At 68.3% G+C, this 14,764-nt stretch carries 10 protein-coding genes and 1 riboswitch; of the genes, 1 reads left to right on the forward strand and 9 read right to left on the reverse strand.

What is annotated here, in order from left to right; genetic code table 11:
- Positions 1-50: 50 nt before the first annotated feature.
- The 4 genes from rpmA to AHIS1636_RS16490 all read right to left on the reverse strand — a co-directional run bounded on the left by rpmA (position 51) and on the right by AHIS1636_RS16490 (position 6,133).
- On the reverse strand, positions 51-314 hold the full coding sequence (rpmA, locus tag AHIS1636_RS16475) for a 50S ribosomal protein L27 (RefSeq protein ID WP_074702156.1): 264 nt from the start codon (positions 312-314) through the stop codon (positions 51-53).
- Between the two features lie 54 nt (positions 315-368).
- On the reverse strand, positions 369-677 hold the full coding sequence (rplU, locus tag AHIS1636_RS16480; RefSeq protein ID WP_264796954.1) for a 50S ribosomal protein L21: 309 nt from the start codon (positions 675-677) through the stop codon (positions 369-371).
- Positions 678-882: 205 nt separating this feature from the next.
- A complete protein-coding gene (thiD, locus tag AHIS1636_RS16485) occupies positions 883-2,385 on the reverse strand; it encodes a bifunctional hydroxymethylpyrimidine kinase/phosphomethylpyrimidine kinase (protein ID WP_373875867.1) in 1,503 nt (500 codons plus the stop codon).
- Positions 2,386-2,451: 66 nt separating this feature from the next.
- Positions 2,452-2,548: riboswitch (TPP riboswitch) on the reverse strand.
- 66 nt (positions 2,549-2,614) lie between these two features.
- On the reverse strand, positions 2,615-6,133 hold the full coding sequence (locus AHIS1636_RS16490) for an Rne/Rng family ribonuclease (RefSeq protein ID WP_264796928.1): 3,519 nt from the start codon (positions 6,131-6,133) through the stop codon (positions 2,615-2,617).
- Between the two features lie 470 nt (positions 6,134-6,603).
- On the opposite strand from AHIS1636_RS16490, the gene AHIS1636_RS16495 reads away from it, so the two are divergent.
- Complete coding sequence (locus AHIS1636_RS16495; RefSeq protein ID WP_264796955.1) at positions 6,604-7,218, forward strand: vitamin K epoxide reductase family protein; 615 nt, start codon at positions 6,604-6,606, stop codon at positions 7,216-7,218.
- A gap of 78 nt (positions 7,219-7,296) precedes the next feature.
- Here AHIS1636_RS16495 and ndk read toward each other — a convergent pair whose 3' ends face one another.
- The 5 genes from ndk to AHIS1636_RS16520 form a co-directional block, all read right to left on the reverse strand.
- On the reverse strand, positions 7,297-7,713 hold the full coding sequence (gene ndk, locus AHIS1636_RS16500; RefSeq protein ID WP_264796929.1) for a nucleoside-diphosphate kinase: 417 nt from the start codon (positions 7,711-7,713) through the stop codon (positions 7,297-7,299).
- Positions 7,714-7,790: 77 nt separating this feature from the next.
- Positions 7,791-8,240 carry a DUF4233 domain-containing protein gene (locus AHIS1636_RS16505; protein ID WP_264796930.1) on the reverse strand — a complete coding sequence of 150 codons (450 nt, stop codon included), beginning with the start codon at positions 8,238-8,240 and terminating at the stop codon, positions 7,791-7,793.
- A 13-nt stretch (positions 8,241-8,253) separates the two neighbouring features.
- Positions 8,254-9,606, reverse strand: coding sequence for a bifunctional folylpolyglutamate synthase/dihydrofolate synthase (locus tag AHIS1636_RS16510; RefSeq protein WP_264796931.1), 1,353 nt, complete (start codon positions 9,604-9,606; stop codon positions 8,254-8,256).
- Positions 9,603-12,887, reverse strand: coding sequence for an isoleucine--tRNA ligase (ileS, locus tag AHIS1636_RS16515; RefSeq protein ID WP_264796932.1), 3,285 nt, complete (start codon positions 12,885-12,887; stop codon positions 9,603-9,605). Before ileS ends, AHIS1636_RS16510 begins: the two co-directional genes overlap by 4 nt.
- Before the next feature lie 321 nt (positions 12,888-13,208).
- Positions 13,209-14,714 carry an FAD-dependent oxidoreductase gene (locus AHIS1636_RS16520; protein ID WP_264796933.1) on the reverse strand — a complete coding sequence of 502 codons (1,506 nt, stop codon included), beginning with the start codon at positions 14,712-14,714 and terminating at the stop codon, positions 13,209-13,211.
- Positions 14,715-14,764: the final 50 nt, after the last annotated feature.

The raw sequence follows: 14,764 nt of genomic DNA on the forward strand, positions 1-14,764 counted from the left end.
GAGGCGGACCTGCCGGCCCGCCTCACTGGAAAGCTGTCTACAGCCGAAAACTACTCGGCGGCTGCAGCAGCGACGATGTTGACCACACGGCGTCCGCGGCGGGTGCCGAATTCAACGGCTCCGGCCTCCAGGGCGAACAGGGTGTCGTCGCCACCGCGTCCTACGTTCGCGCCCGGGTGGAAGTGGGTGCCGCGCTGGCGAACGATGATCTCACCAGCGGAGACCACCTGGCCACCGAAGCGCTTCACGCCCAGACGCTGAGCGTTGGAATCGCGACCGTTGCGAGTGGAGCTCGCACCTTTCTTATGTGCCATTTGCTATGCCTACCTTTGTGTCTCTGGAAACTGCTGGAAGCCTGCCGACCGCAATTAAGCGATGGAGGTGACCTTGACCTTGGTCAGTTCGGAACGGAAGCCCTGGCGCTTCTTGTAGCCGGTCTTGTTCTTGAACTTCTGGATGACAATCTTCGGGCCGCGAAGATTCTCAACGATCTCGGCAGTGACCTTGACCTTGGCCAGTTCGTCAGCTGCGGAGGTGACCTTGTCGCCATCGACCAGGAGCAGTGCAGGCAGCTCGAAGGTGCTGCCGGCTCCACCGGGGACGCGGTCAAGGGTCACGAGGTCTCCTACGGAAACCTTTTCTTGGCGGCCGCCTGCGCGGACAATCGCGTACACCACTTGGGAACTCACTTCTCTCGACGTTTGATACCTTTACGCGCTCTTCTGCGGGCTTGATTAGCTCCACGCCAGCGCTGTGCAGACACGCCAACGGGATAATCCCTTCGAAGGCGTTTGCACCGAAGATCTAGATTACGCTATATCCGCTCAAACCCGCAAATACCGGCCGGTCCGGCGTGGCGGATCCCGGCGCCTGCGCCCCTGCTCAGGCGGGCGTCCCGCCGGCATACAGCCGCGGTGCGTCGAAGAACCGGAGTTCATAGCGCGAGGACTCGCGGAACGCCTCAAGCATCCGCTGCCGCACGTCCTCGGTTGAACGGGCGGCCACATCGTCCATGATACCGACCGCCTGCCGCGTCGCCTCCGCGAACCCCTGGTCCGCGTAGGTTTCCAGCCAGGCGCCGTACGGATGCCCGGCCGCACCCGATGCACGGTAGGCGCCATGGAGCTCCCCACCGACATGCGCATACAGCCAGTAGCACGGAATGACGGCCGCAACGAGCTCGGCGTAGCCGCCGGAAGCGCCGGTCGCCAACAGATGGTCGACATACTGCTTGGTCACCGGCCCGAGTCCGCAGGACACCTCGCGGTCGCTGAGCCACTCCCGGTGCAGCTGCGCCTCCACCTCGATGCATTCGCGGGCGCCCTTCGCCCAGAACAGCTGCTCCCCCGCCGTCGGCGCCAGGCTGCTGGCCAGCGCCAGCGCACGCGAGTACCCCGACAGATAGAGCGCGTCCTGTGCGAGGTAGTAGCCGAAGTCGGACTCCGGCAGCGATCCGTCGCCAAGCTCGCGGATGAAGCCAAGGTCGAAAATGCCCTCGCGCAGACCGGCGATGTCTTCCCAGCACTCGGCGCTGAAGGCGGCGGGCGGCCGCGGGGTGTGGTGGTGGAAGTGGTGGATTGGCCCGTTGCCCAGCCCGACTTCCAGTTCATCGGCGCGGACCAGCGCGCCGAAGAGCCACTCCTTCACCTGTTTCAGCGACTCGGTCCAGTCAGCGGTCCGTGCCTGCACCGTCGCCATCGCCGAAGAGAGGGAGCAGCCGGTGCCGTGCGTGTTGGCCGTGGCCACGCGCGATGAGCGGAATTCCACGACGTCCTCCGCGAGGCGGCCGTGCACGTCCACCAGCGCGTCGGGGCAGTCGCCGCCGGGCAGATGCCCGCCCTTCACCAGCACGATGGTCCCGTAGCGGCGCGAGAGGCTGCGGCCCTGGGCCAGCGCAGCATCCCAGTCTTCGGCCATCGGCTCGTTGAGGAGCACCCCGAGTTCCGGAAGGTTGGGAGTCACTAGATGGGCGTGCCGCAGCAACAGGCGCAGGGATTCCTCCGCGGCCGGTTCCAGCAGCCGGTCGCCGCTGGTCGCCACCATCACAGGATCAATAACGACGACGGCGGGCGCGGTTTCCGCGAGCCACTCCCTGACCGCACCGATAATGTCCGCCGAGCCAAGCATGCCTATCTTCACGGCGTCGATTTCGACGTCCTCGCTGACCGCCGCCAGCTGCTCCGAGAGGAACGACGCGGGCGGCGTGTGCACGCTGCGCACGCCCCGGGTGTTCTGTGCGACCAGCGCCGTGACGGCGGCCATGCCGTACCCGCCGTTGGCCGCGATGCTCTTCAGGTCCGCCTGGACGCCGGCGCCACCTGTCGGGTCGGTTCCGGCGATGCTCAATACCCTGGGGATGCTGCGGGTTTCCACTGCTGGCTCCATCGATCAGAGGCGGAGCGAATATTGCACGGCAGCGCGGCGGAACACGCGAAACACAGAGGCAACGCCGGTGGAGCCGTGTGACAATCCCTCCGCCAGTCCTAACTGGTTCAGGTTCAACGGGTATCCATCTCAGCCGGCGTTGCCGGCACCCCGTGTCACTGACGCCAGCATAGCAAAACGCCGCCGGGTGCCTAGCAACAGGCACCCGGCGGCGTCATGGCTGCCGCGATCAGAGTTCGGACGCGGGGACTCCCACACCAAGGATCATAGGCTCGGCGGCCTTCTTCTCCGGCCGGGCCGGCTTGGCCGCTTGTGCGGAGACCGACACCCTGCGCGAGGCCGCGGCGGCCCCGTCGGCAGCCGCGGGCGCCGGGGCTTCCGGAAGCTGCTGGACGGGTTCGGCGTTGGCTGCTCCCTGCGGCCGGACGGCGGCTCGATGGCGCCGGCGCCGGCCCGCCGGTGCGGGAGCCGGTGCCGCCTGGGTCGGTGCCGGAGCCGGTTCCGCCTGGGTCGGCGCCGCGACCGGTGCCGCTTGCACAGGTGCCGGCTGCACTGGTTCGGCGGCGGGTTCGGCACCCGCTGTGGACGGCTCCGGCGCGGTGCCCGGCCGGGCTTCGGCCGGAGCGGGCTTCTCCGCCTTGACCTCGGGGCTGACACGGTCGAAGGCCTCGGTCAGGTTCTCGAGCGTCAGGGCCGGCTTTTCGCTGGCGGCGGCCGGGCTGTGCTCGGCCCGCGGCAGCGCCACTTCCTCGCCGTTGATCTTCAGGACCGGTGCGGACGGGGCCGCGCCCGCCTCGGCCAGCTCGTGGGCATGGTCCTCGGCCTCATGCGCGGCCTGGGCTGCGGCGGCAATATTCGCCAGCGCGGCCCTGGTGGCCTGGGCCTTGGCCTGGCGCTCCGCGTCGTCCGGCTGCGGCGCCTCATGGGCGGCCTGCGCCGCCTGGCCCGCTTCCTGGTTGCCTTGGCCGCGGTTACGGCGCTTCTCGCTGCGCGACTGCCGCTCCGGGCGCGGCGCCTTCTCCGCGCGCACATGGTGCTGATGGTGCTCCGCGGCGACTGCCGCCCGGCGGTGCTCGATCGGCTCGTCGTGGGTCACGACGCCCCTGCCGCCGCAGTGCTCGCAGTTTTCGCCGAACACCTCCAGCAGTCCGGTGCCCATGCGCTTGCGCGTCATCTGCACGAGGCCCAGGGAGGTCACCTCGGCCACCTGGTGCTTGGTCCGGTCACGGCCGAGGCACTCGACGAGCCGCCGCAGGACCAGGTCGCGGTTGGCCTCGAGCACCATGTCGATGAAGTCGATGACGATGATGCCGCCGATGTCACGCAGGCGCAGCTGCCGGACGACTTCCTCCGCCGCCTCGAGGTTGTTCTTGGTGACGGTTTCTTCGAGGTTGCCGCCCGAGCCGGTGAACTTGCCGGTGTTGACGTCCACCACGGTCATGGCCTCGGTCCGGTCGATCACCAGGGAGCCGCCGGAGGGCAGGAAGACCTTGCGCTCAAGCGCCTTGTGGATCTGTTCGTCGATCCGGTTGGCCGCGAAGATGTCCTCGTCCGCGCTCCACTTCTCCAGGCGGTCCACCAGGTCCGGCGCCACGTAGGTCACGTACGCCTCGATGGTGTCCCAGGCTTCCTCGCCGGAGACGATGAGCTTGGAGAAGTCTTCGTTGAACACATCGCGCACGACCTTGATGGTGAGGTCGGGCTCGGCGTAGAGCATTTCGGGGGGCAGCGTCTTGTTCGACTTGGCCCTGCCGTCGATGCCTTCCCACTGGGCGCGCAGGCGGTTGATGTCGTTCATCAACTCTTCTTCGCTGGCCCCTTCGGCGGCCGTGCGCACGATCACGCCGGCACCCTCGGGAACGTGCTCCTTGAGGATCTTCTTGAGCCGGTTGCGCTCGACATCCGGAAGCTTGCGCGAGATGCCGGTCATCGACCCGCCCGGCACGTAGACCAGGAACCTGCCGGGCAGGGAGATCTGGCTGGTCAGCCGGGCGCCCTTGTGGCCGACGGGGTCCTTGGTGACCTGCACCAGCACGGAGTCGCCGGATTTGAGGGCATTCTCGATGCGGCGGGGCTGGCCGTCCAGATGCGCAGCGTCCCAGTTGACCTCGCCGGCGTAGAGCACGGCGTTGCGGCCGCGGCCGATGTCCACGAACGCGGCTTCCATGCTCGGCAGCACGTTCTGCACCTTGCCCAGGTAGACGTTGCCGATCAGCGAGTCCTGCTGGGTCTTGGAGACGAAGTGCTCGGCCAGGACGCCGTCCTCGAGGACGGCAATCTGGATGCGGTCATCGCGCTGGCGGACCACCATCTGCCGGTCCACGGACTCCCGGCGGGCGAGGAACTCGGCCTCGGTGATGACCTGGCGGCGGCGGCCCGACTCCCGGGACTCCCGGCGCCGCTGCTTTTTGGCCTCGAGCCGGGTCGAGCCCTTGACGGAAGAAACGCGGTTGCTCGGGGCGGTTTCGCTGACCGGCCGGGGCGCGCGGACCCGCGTGACCGTGTTGGGCGGATCATCGTCGTGGCCGCCCGTCAGCTCCAGGTCCTGGTCGCCGCGGCGGCGGCGGCGCCGGCGGCGTGCGGTCACTCCGTCCGCCGCTTCCGGCGCGGCTTCCTCCGCAGTGGCGGCAGGCGTTTCTTCCGTGGCGGTCTCTTCAACAGCCTCGGTGCGGGTCTTGCTCTTCGAGCGCCGGTTGCGCCGGCTTCGGCGGCGGCCGCCCTCCTCTTCGTCGCCTGCTTCGGCCGGCTCGGGCTCTTCAGCGGGCCGGGCGGGGCGGACCGTGGTCAGGTCAGGCGCATGGAACAGCAGAGACACCGGCGACTCGGGCACGGCGAACGGGTTCAGCGGCGCTGCCGCATCCTGGCCAGCCTCGTCCTCAGCCGTCTCCTCTTGGGCATCTGCGCCGGCGGCGGGGGATGCCTGGTTCCGGGGTGCATCCCCGGCCTCTGCCCGGGCCGGCCGGGCGGGGGCGGCCTCGACAGCCGGTTCGCCAACCGCGGCGGGAGCGGACCCGGCGGACTCGGCCTCCGCGGCGGCAGCGGGCGGCTCGGAAACTTCCGCGCCTTCCTCAGCTTTCGCCGCCGGCTTCTTCCGGGTCGACGTGCGGGTCCGGCGCGTCCGCGCCGGTGCAGCGGCGGGCTCGGTGGTGGCGGGCTCAACGGCAGCGGGTTCCTCCGCAGCGGCCGCCCCGGCAGTCGGCTCGACGGCAGCGGATTCCTCCGCAGCCGGTGCCTGGACAGAGGGGACCTCCTCCACAGTGGCCCCTTCAAGGCCGGCTTCTTCTATGGCGGCGGCGTTGGCCGCGGGCTGGCCCCCCGGAGCCTCGGCCAAGCGGGTCTCGGCCGCCTGGGCTGCGGCCTTGGGCGCGGCTTTCCGCCGGCGGGTCGTCTTGGGCTTGGCGGGAGCCTCGGTTTCGGTCGCCAGGCCTTCCGGCCCCTGCGCCGGAACGGCGTCGCCCTGCGCGTCCGCCTCTCCAACGGCCGGCGGCTCGGCCGGCATCGGCGGAACGCTTACAGCGCCCTCGGCACCGGCGGATGCGGCAGCCGGCTTGCGGGTGCGGCGAACGCGGGGCCGGGCGGGCGCCGGCGTTTCCAGGGGCAGTTCCTCTGACGACGCCGCCAGGTCCAGTTCCACCGCGGCTTTCCGGCGGGTCCGCACCGCCCGCTTTGCCGGCGGTGCGGCCGGCTCCATCCCCGTCCCTACGGCCGCGTCGCCTTGTGCTTCCGGGTTCTGCTGTTCAATTTCCATCTGTAGCTCTGCACTCCAGCCCCCTCTGGCGCCAGCCACATTCCGGCGCCCCCAAGGGCGGTTTGCCGGTTATTCTTCGGGCCTTGCGGCCGCCCGTCACCGGAAGTCATTGTTATATCGCCCGGGCTCGCGCCATCTAGGGAGCGCAGCACACCCGGGGACCAGCGGCGCTTTTCCTACTACCGCGTATATTCTCTTCATCGGTAGGGTTGTCTGGCGGATTCCGCGGGTCCCATCCGGATGATGGGCCTTGCTAACCGGAAGCATCGCCGACAAACCTGGAAGCCTGTCGCTGGACCGGTAGTGGCATGTGGTTCCATTACCAGCCAAGAGCCATTCTCTCACACAGGCGCCCGTTTGGCTGTTATTTGCCACTTCTACTGTGGATAGAATCGAACATCATCCCTGATGGAAAAGGACTTCTTCCGGTGAACACTATTCCTGACCGGTCCGGGACTGGAACCGCTGTCATACCGTCCGCACACGCGGCGGACGAGAGCGTTGCGGCGCCTGCCCGGCATAAGCCGTTCGCCTGGCTGCTCCTCGTGACCGGTGCGGTGGGCTGGATCGCCTCCGGGATCCTCGTGCTCGAGCGCATAGCCACGTACGTCAGTCCGGATTACGTCACCAGCTGCGACGTCAGCCCCTGGGTCTCCTGCGGCGCCGTCTTCAAGACCTGGCAGGCCGCGCTGTTCGGATTTCCCAATCCGCTGATCGGCATCGTGGCCTTCGTGGTGCCCATTACGACGGCGATGGCCATGCTCGCGGGCGCCAGGTTCCGGCGATGGTACTGGATCGGCCTGCAGACCGGCGTCACCCTGGGCTTCATCTTCGTCGTCTGGCTCTGGAGCCAGGCGCTCTTCGACATTTTCATCCTGTGCATCTACTGCATGGTCGTCTGGGCCATGATGATTCCGATGTTCGTCATGGTCACGGTGCGCAACCTGGCGCACGGTGTCATCAAAGCACCGGAGTCCGTGGTCCGCTTCGCCGGCGACTGGGCCTGGACGATTACCGCTGTGCTCTGGATTGCCACGGCGGCGAGCGTGTTCATCCGCTTCATGAACGCCTTCCTCGGCGGCTGACTGCCCTTATTGTTGAACGGAAAGGCCGCCCGCATCACTCGGATGCGGGCGGCCTTTTTGCTGCGGCGGCCGGCGGGTCTAGCCGAACCAGATGCCGATCTCACGCTCGGCCGACTCCGGGGAATCCGAGCCGTGCACCAGGTTCTGCTGGACCTTCAGGCCCCAGTCGCGGCCGAAATCGCCGCGGATGGTTCCGGGGGCGGCCAGGGTCGGCTCGGTGGTTCCGGCCAGCGACCGGAATCCTTCGATGACGCGGTTGCCCTCGAACACGGCCGCCGCGGTCGGCCCGCTCAGCATGAATTCCACCAGCGGTTCGTAGAACGGCTTGCCCACGTGCTCTTCGTAGTGGCGCTCCAGCAGTTCGCGGGTAGCATCCACCAGCTTCAGCTGGACGAGCTTGTAGCCCTTCGCCTCCACCCTCGCCAGGATGGTGCCGGTCAGACCCCGGGCAACGCCGTCGGGCTTTACCAGTACCAAAGTGCGCTCAACGCTCACGTAGCTCTCCTCAATTCGCTTGGCCTGCGGCTGCAGAGTTTCCCGGTCCATCCTATGCGAACGGCCCGGATCCCCGGTCAGGCGCCTTGCTCCGGGGCCGGCGGGTTGTTCCGCTCCCACTCGGCCTGCTCGGCGTCGCGTTCGGCGTTCTCGCGGTCCAGCCGGATGCCCGTCCGGACGCCGTACCACCACGAGAGGGCGAACATCAGGCCGACGATGAACATCATCGGCTCCACGAAGCCCGTGGCGATGATGACAAGCTGGAGGATCCACCCGATGGCGTAGCCGGCGGGCCGGCGCAGCAAGGCGCAGTCGAGGACCAGCAGCAGGCTGAGCGCGAGGCCCACGCCCAGCACCACGGGCTGCGGGAAGCGGTCCTTGTGGAGTCCGAAGGCCACCAAGGTGGCGAAGAACACCACGAAGGCTTCGAGGGTGAGCACCATCGAGCAGAAGGTCACCTTGATGGACCGCCGCTTCTTGGGCATGTCCGGGCGCCATTCCCGCTGTGCTTTGGTCAGTCGTGCCATGTTCTGATGCGTTTCACTTTCCGAGCAGGATTCGGGCATCCGCCACGAGGGTGATGGAGCCGGTGATGAGGACGCCACCGGAGAGGTCGTTGAGTTCTTCCGCGCGTTCGACCGCCCATTCGATGGCATCGTCGAGCCTCGGCGCCACGTGGATGGACTCCTCCGCGAAACCGGCGGCCATCGCGTCCTCGGCGAGGTCCTCCGCGGAGATGGCGCGCGGCGAGTCCGATGCGGTGACGCAGATCTGGTCCACCCAGTCCCCGAGGTGTTCGCGCAGCTGCTCGAGCACGCCCACGGAGTCCTTCTCGTGCAGCACCCCGACGATGGGAACGAGCCGGGTGAAGTTGAAGGCCTCCTTCAGCGCGAGGGCGGAGGCCTTCATGCCGTCCGGATTGTGCGCGGCGTCCACGATGATGGTCGGCGCGGTGCGGACCACCTCCAGCCGGCCTGGCGACGTCACCTGGCGGAAGCCCTCGCGGAGCACATTCGCATTGAGCTCCTTGGTCCCGCCGCCGAGGAACGCCTCCAAGGCGGCAACGGCGACGGCGGCGTTCTGGGCCTGGTGGGCGCCGTGCAGCGGCAGCAGGATGTCCTCGTAGCGGCCGGCCAGGCCGGAGATGACCAGCTGCTGCCCGCCGACGGCCAGCACGCGCGACTCCACCCCGAACTCGACGCCTTCGAAGCGGAACGGCACCCCGGTCTCCTGGGCCTTCTCCAGCAGCACCTGCGCCGCCTCTGCAGGCTGCGCAGCGCTGACCAGGAAACCGCCGTGCTTGATGATTCCGGCCTTCTCCGCCGCAATTTCCTCGACGCTGTCGCCCAGCAGGTCGGTGTGGTCCAGGGAAATAGGGGTGACGACGGAGACCTGGCCGTCCACGACGTTCGTCGCATCGGTGATGCCGCCCAGTCCGACCTCGATCACGGCGACTTCCACCGGCTCATCGGCGAAGATCGCGATGGCCAGGATGGTGACGCATTCGAAGTAGGTCAGCCGCGGCTCGCCGGCCCCGGCCAGTTCGGTATCCACGATCTCCAGGTAGGGCCGGATTTCGTCCCAGATCCGCACGAAGGTCTCGTCGGCAACCGGCTCGCCGTCGATACTGATCCGTTCCGTCACCTTGCTCAGGTGCGGGCTGGTGTAGCGGCCGGTACGCAGGCCGTGGGCACGCAGGCCGGCCTCGATCATCCGCGCGGTGGAGGTCTTGCCGTTCGTGCCCGTGAGGTGGATGCTGGCGAACGCCTTCTGCGGCTCGCCGAGGATCTCCATGGCGCGGAACAGCGGTTCCATCCGCGGCTCCATCTTGTTTTCGGGGGCCCTGCTCAGCAGTTCCGCATAGACGCTTTCGACGCCGAACTCGTCGCTCATGCCTGTGCCTCCACCTTCTCTACGGTGACCTGCTGGCCGTCGCCGGGCAGCAGGACGAGCTCTACGGTCAGGGTTTCCTCCGAGACCAGGTCCTGGTGCCGGCCCAGCGCCGCGAGCACGTCCGGCCCGGCCGCCACGGTGGTGCGGATCCGGTCGCTGACCACGAGGTCGGCGTCCTTGCGGGCCTGCTGGATGGTGCGCACGAAGTCGCGGGCCAGGCCCTCGGCTTCGAGCTCAGGGGTGACCTCGGTGTTCAGGACCACGAAGCCACCGCCGGGCAGCATGGCCACGGATGCCGATGCCCCGCCCGCCTGCTCGGCAACGACGGTCTCCAGGGTGTACTCCTGCGGCTCGAGCGCGAGCCCGCCGGCGGTGACCTTGCCGTCGGCGTCCACCGACCAGTCCCCCGACTTGGAGGCTTTGATCGCCGTCTGGACGTTCTTGCCCAGGCGCGGACCGGCGGCGCGGGCGTTGACCACCAGCTTCTGCTCGATCCCGAACTCCTCCGGCGACGCACTGCCGGCGTCGACCAGGCGGACGGTCTTGATGTTCAGTTCGTCCTTGATGATCTCCTCGTAGCCGCCGGCCAGTTCCGCCGCACCGGCAGCGACCACGGTCAGTTCGGACAGCGGCAGGCGCACGCGCAGGTTCGCGGCCTTGCGCAGGCTCGAGCCGGCCGAGCAGATGCCCCGGGTGCTCTCCATGCGGGCAACCAGGTCGGCCTGCTCCGGGAACAGTCCGGCGTCCGGCCAGTCGGTCAGGTGCACCGAACGGCCGCCGGTCAGGCCGCGCCAGATCTCCTCGGTCACCAGCGGCAGCAGCGAGGCGGCGCTGCGGCAGACGGTCTCCAGGCAGGTGTAGAGCACGTCGAACGCGTCGGCGTCCTCGTCGAAGAAGCGCTGGCGGCTGCGGCGGACGTACCAGTTGGTCAGGGTGTCCAGGTACTCGCGCAGCGCGTCGCAGGCGCCGCTGACGTCGTACTCGTCCAGGCTGGCGGTGATATCCCGGACCAGCTGCCCGGTGTGCGCCAGGATGTACTGGTCCAGCGAATCCAGGCCGGCGATGCGGGCGGCGTCCCCGGCCACCGTGACCGCCTCATAGCCGGCGCCGTTGTTCGCCGTGTTCGTATACAGCTTGAAGAAGTGCCAGACGTTCCAGAGCGGCAGGATGACCTGCCTGACGCCGTCGCGGATGCCCTGTTCGGTGACGATCAGGTTGCCGCCGCGCAGGATCGGCGAAGACATCAGGAACCAGCGCATGGCGTCCGACCCGTCGCGGTCCAGCACCTCGGAAACGTCCGGGTAGTTGCGCAGGCTCTTGGACATCTTCTGCCCGTCGGAGCCGAGCACGATGCCGTGGCTGATCACGTTCCGGAACGCCGGGCGGTCGAACAGCGCCGTGGCCAGGATGTGCAGCGTGTAGAACCAGCCGCGGGTCTGCCCGATGTACTCCACGATGAAGTCGCCGGGATTGTGGTGCTCGAACCAGTCCTGGTTCTCGTGCGGGTAGTGCACCTGGGCGTAGGGCATCGACCCGGAATCGAACCAGACATCCAGCACGTCCGGCACGCGGCGCATGGTGGACTGGCCCGTGGGGTCGTCCGGGTTGGGCCGGGTCAGCTCGTCGATGTAGGGCCGGTGCAGGTCCGGCTGGCCCTCCGCGTTGAGCGGCAGCCGGCCGAAGTCCGCCTCCAGCTCGGCCAGCGAGCCGTAGACGTCCTGGCGCGGGTAGTCCGGGTTGTCGGATTCCCAGACCGGGATCGGGCTGCCCCAGTAGCGGTTGCGGCTGATCGACCAGTCGCGGGCGTTCTCCAGCCACTTGCCGAACTGGCCGTCCTTGACGTTCTCCGGGATCCAGTTGATCTGCTGGTTCAGCTCGACCATCCGGTCCTTGATCTTCGTGACCTCCACATACCAGGACGAGATGGCGCGGTAGATCAGCGGGTTGCGGCAGCGCCAGCAGTGCGGGTAGGAGTGCTCGTAGCTGGCCTGGCGGAGCAGCCGGCCGTCCGCCTTGAGCACCTTGGTGATCGGCTTGTTCGCCTCGAAGACCTGCAGCCCGGCGATTTCGGCCAGCGGCCCTTGGCCGAAGTAAGGGAGGAATTTGGCGCCCTCGTCAACCGAGACGATCACGGGGATGCCGTTGGCCTCGCAGATCCTCTGGTCATCCTCGCCGTAGGCCGGCGCCTGGTGGACCAGGCCGGTGCCGTCGGTGGTGGTGACGTAGTCCGCGACGACGATCTTCCAGGCGTTGCCGGTGCCCCACTTCTCCGCGTCCGCGTAGTAGTCCCAGAGCGGCTCGTAGCGCAGGCCCTCCAGCTCGGCGCCCGCGAAGATGGCCGTCACCGCCTCCGCCGCGGCAGCGCCGTCGTCGTACCCCAGGTCCTTGGCGTAGGTGTGCAGCAGGTCCTGCGCCAGCAGGAACCGCTCCCCCGCAGCCGTAGTGCCGTTGGGACCCGCCGGCAGCACCGCGTAGCTGATGGCAGGTCCGACGGCGAGGGCTTCGTTGGTGGGCAGGGTCCAGGGCGTGGTGGTCCAGGCCACGGCGTTCACGCCGGCGAGCTCGCGGCTGAGCTCCGATTCTCCGGCCAGCAGCGGGAACGTCACCGTCACCGTCTGGTCCTGGCGGTTCTTGTAGACGTCGTCGTCCATCCGCAGTTCGTGGTTGGACAGCGGCGTCTCGTCCTTCCAGCAGTATGGCAGGACGCGGTAGCCGTTGTAGGTCAGCCCCTTGGTGTGCAGCTGCTTGAACGCCCAGATGACCGACTCCATGTACTCGACGTTGAGCGTCTTGTAGTCGTTGTCGAAGTCCACCCAGCGGGCCTGCCGGGTGACGTAGTCCTGCCACTCCCGGGTGTACTTGAGCACCGAGGACCGGCAGGCGTCGTTGAACTTGTCGATGCCCATGGCCTCGATCTGGGCCTTGTCCGTCATGCCCAGCTGCTTCATGGCCTCCAGCTCGGCGGGCAGCCCGTGGGTGTCCCAGCCGAAGCGGCGCTCCACGCGCTTGCCGCGCTGCGTCTGGTAGCGGCCGACGATGTCCTTGACGTAGCCGGTCAGGAGGTGTCCGTAGTGCGGCAGCCCGTTGGCGAAGGGCGGGCCGTCGTAGAAGACAAACTCGTTGGAGCCGTTGCTGCCGGCATCACGCGCGTCGATCGAGGCCTGGAAGGTACCGTCCTGCTGCCAGTACTTCAGTACCAGCTCTTCGACTTCGGGAAACTTCGGGGAGCTCTGGGCTGCGGCTGCACCGGCGGCAGCGGCCTTGGGATAGGTCTGTGGCATTTCATCATCCTGGGCGGCTGGGAGCGTGGACACTTTATGCGAGGACGTGCCCTCCCCTGGCCGCCGGGCCGGGACTCCGGCCTGGCCGCCCGGCCGAGAAGCCCGCGGTACCACCTCACTTGCCGCCGCCGCCGCACAGATCCCGTGCGCCGTGGCTGCCACTCATTCGCTGCTGTGACGGGCTTACCCGTCCGGTTCTACTGGGCTTGCGCCGTTCTTCCGGAAGCTCACCGGTGATGGCCGGGTCAACGCTGCTACTCCCCAGTTTAGGCCAGCCCGGGGCAATGGCGAAAACCCGGCAATCACCCGGCCATCCCGGGGCTACCGGGCGCCGTCGGCGGCGAGCGCGGTGCTCCGGGCAGGCCGCGACGCGGCGACCATCTGCTCCCGCGGGACCACCTTGATCCGCTCCCGGGGCACGGGACCGCGGGAGGTCTCCACCAGGCCGGCGGCGGCGCCGAGTTCCCGCTCCCGGGCATCCAGCTCGAGCCAGCCCTCCCAAGTGGTGTATTCGATGCCGCGGGCCTGAAGCAGCCGGACTATTTCCTCCTCCTCCGGCCGCGGTGCCATCTGAAGCGCGTCCCGGTCGGCGAGGAGATGGGTGATCGTCTCCAGGGCGTCCCCCTTCGTGTGCCCGATCAGCCCCACGGGACCGCGCTTGATCCAGCCGGTGGCGTAGAGACCGGGCACGGGCCGGCCGCCGGCATCGAGCACCCGGCCCTCCTCGTTCGGGATGACGCCGCGGCGGCCGTCGTATTCGAGACCGGGCAGCGCCGAACCGAAGTAGCCGATGGCGCGGTACACGGCCTGCACCGGGTACTCGACCATCTCGCCCGTGCCGCGGACGTTTCCGGTGCCGTCCAGCTCGTTGCGTTCGAACCTGACCGCCGCCACGGAGCCGGGGTCGGCCTCGTCCCCGAGGATCTCCACCGGGGTGTGCAGGAAGTGCAGGTGGAGGCGGCGCGAGGCACCGCGGCTCCCTTCCTGTTCCTGCCGTTCTTCCCGGTCCTCCTGCTCCACCAGCCAGTTGGTCAGCGTGGCCACCATGGTCTTGGTCTGGTTGTTGCCGCGGATGGCCTCGTCCGAGGCCTCGTCGAACTCGAAGTCCTCCGGGTACAGCACGATGTCCACGTCGTGGCTGTGCGAGAGCTCGCGCAGCTCCAGCGGCGTGAACTTGACCTGGGCCGGTCCGCGCCGGCCGAACACGTGCACGTCGGTGACCGGCGAGGCCTTGAGCCCGGCGTGGACGTTGTCCGGGATCTCGGTGGGAAGCAGTTCCGGGGCATGCTTCGAGAGGACGCGGGCGACGTCGAGCGCAACGTTGCCGTTGCCGATCACGGCGACCTCTTTCGCGGACAGCGGCCATTCGCGCGGCACGTCGGGATGTCCGTCGTACCAGGAGACGAAGTCAGCGGCGCCGAACGATCCGTCCAGCTCGACCCCGGGGATGTTCAGGTCGGCGTCCTTGACGGCGCCGGTCGCGAAGATGACGGCGTCGTAGTGGCGGCGCAGGTCCTCCAGGTCGAGGTCGGTACCGTAGTCCACGTTCCCGAAGAAGCGGATGTCCCCGCGGTCCAGCACCTTGTGCAGCGCGGTGACGATGCCCTTGATCCGCGGGTGGTCCGGCGCCACCCCGTAGCGGATGAGTCCATAGGGTGCGGGGTAGCGGTCGAACAGGTCGATGCTCAGGCTGAGCCCGCCGGAGACCGCCGCCTCGCTCTTGGTCAGCAGGTCGGCCGCGTAGACTCCGGCCGGGCCGGCCCCCACCACGGCGATGCGCAGGCGTCCGTGGACGTTGTTGTTGTTATCGATGGTGTCTTCACTCATGCGGGTACTCCTTGTGCCTTCCTGTTGGTCAAAAGTGTGGGTCCGGCGGG

It is taken from the genome of Arthrobacter mangrovi (assembly GCF_026011795.1).
In the GTDB taxonomy this organism is placed as follows: domain Bacteria; phylum Actinomycetota; class Actinomycetes; order Actinomycetales; family Micrococcaceae; genus Crystallibacter; species Crystallibacter mangrovi.

Excerpts from the sequence above, each read along its gene's own strand:
- rpmA (WP_074702156.1), bottom strand. The coding sequence starts at position 314 with ATGGCACATAAGAAAGGTGCGAGCTCCACTCGCAACGGTCGCGATTCC.
- thiD (WP_373875867.1), bottom strand. The coding sequence starts at position 2,385 with ATGGAGCCAGCAGTGGAAACCCGCAGCATCCCCAGGGTATTGAGCATC.
- AHIS1636_RS16490 (WP_264796928.1), bottom strand. The coding sequence starts at position 6,133 with ATGGAAATTGAACAGCAGAACCCGGAAGCACAAGGCGACGCGGCCGTA.
- AHIS1636_RS16505 (WP_264796930.1), bottom strand. The coding sequence starts at position 8,240 with ATGGCACGACTGACCAAAGCACAGCGGGAATGGCGCCCGGACATGCCC.
- AHIS1636_RS16510 (WP_264796931.1), bottom strand. The coding sequence starts at position 9,606 with ATGAGCGACGAGTTCGGCGTCGAAAGCGTCTATGCGGAACTGCTGAGC.
- ileS (WP_264796932.1), bottom strand. The coding sequence starts at position 12,887 with ATGCCACAGACCTATCCCAAGGCCGCTGCCGCCGGTGCAGCCGCAGCC.
- AHIS1636_RS16520 (WP_264796933.1), bottom strand. The coding sequence starts at position 14,714 with ATGAGTGAAGACACCATCGATAACAACAACAACGTCCACGGACGCCTG.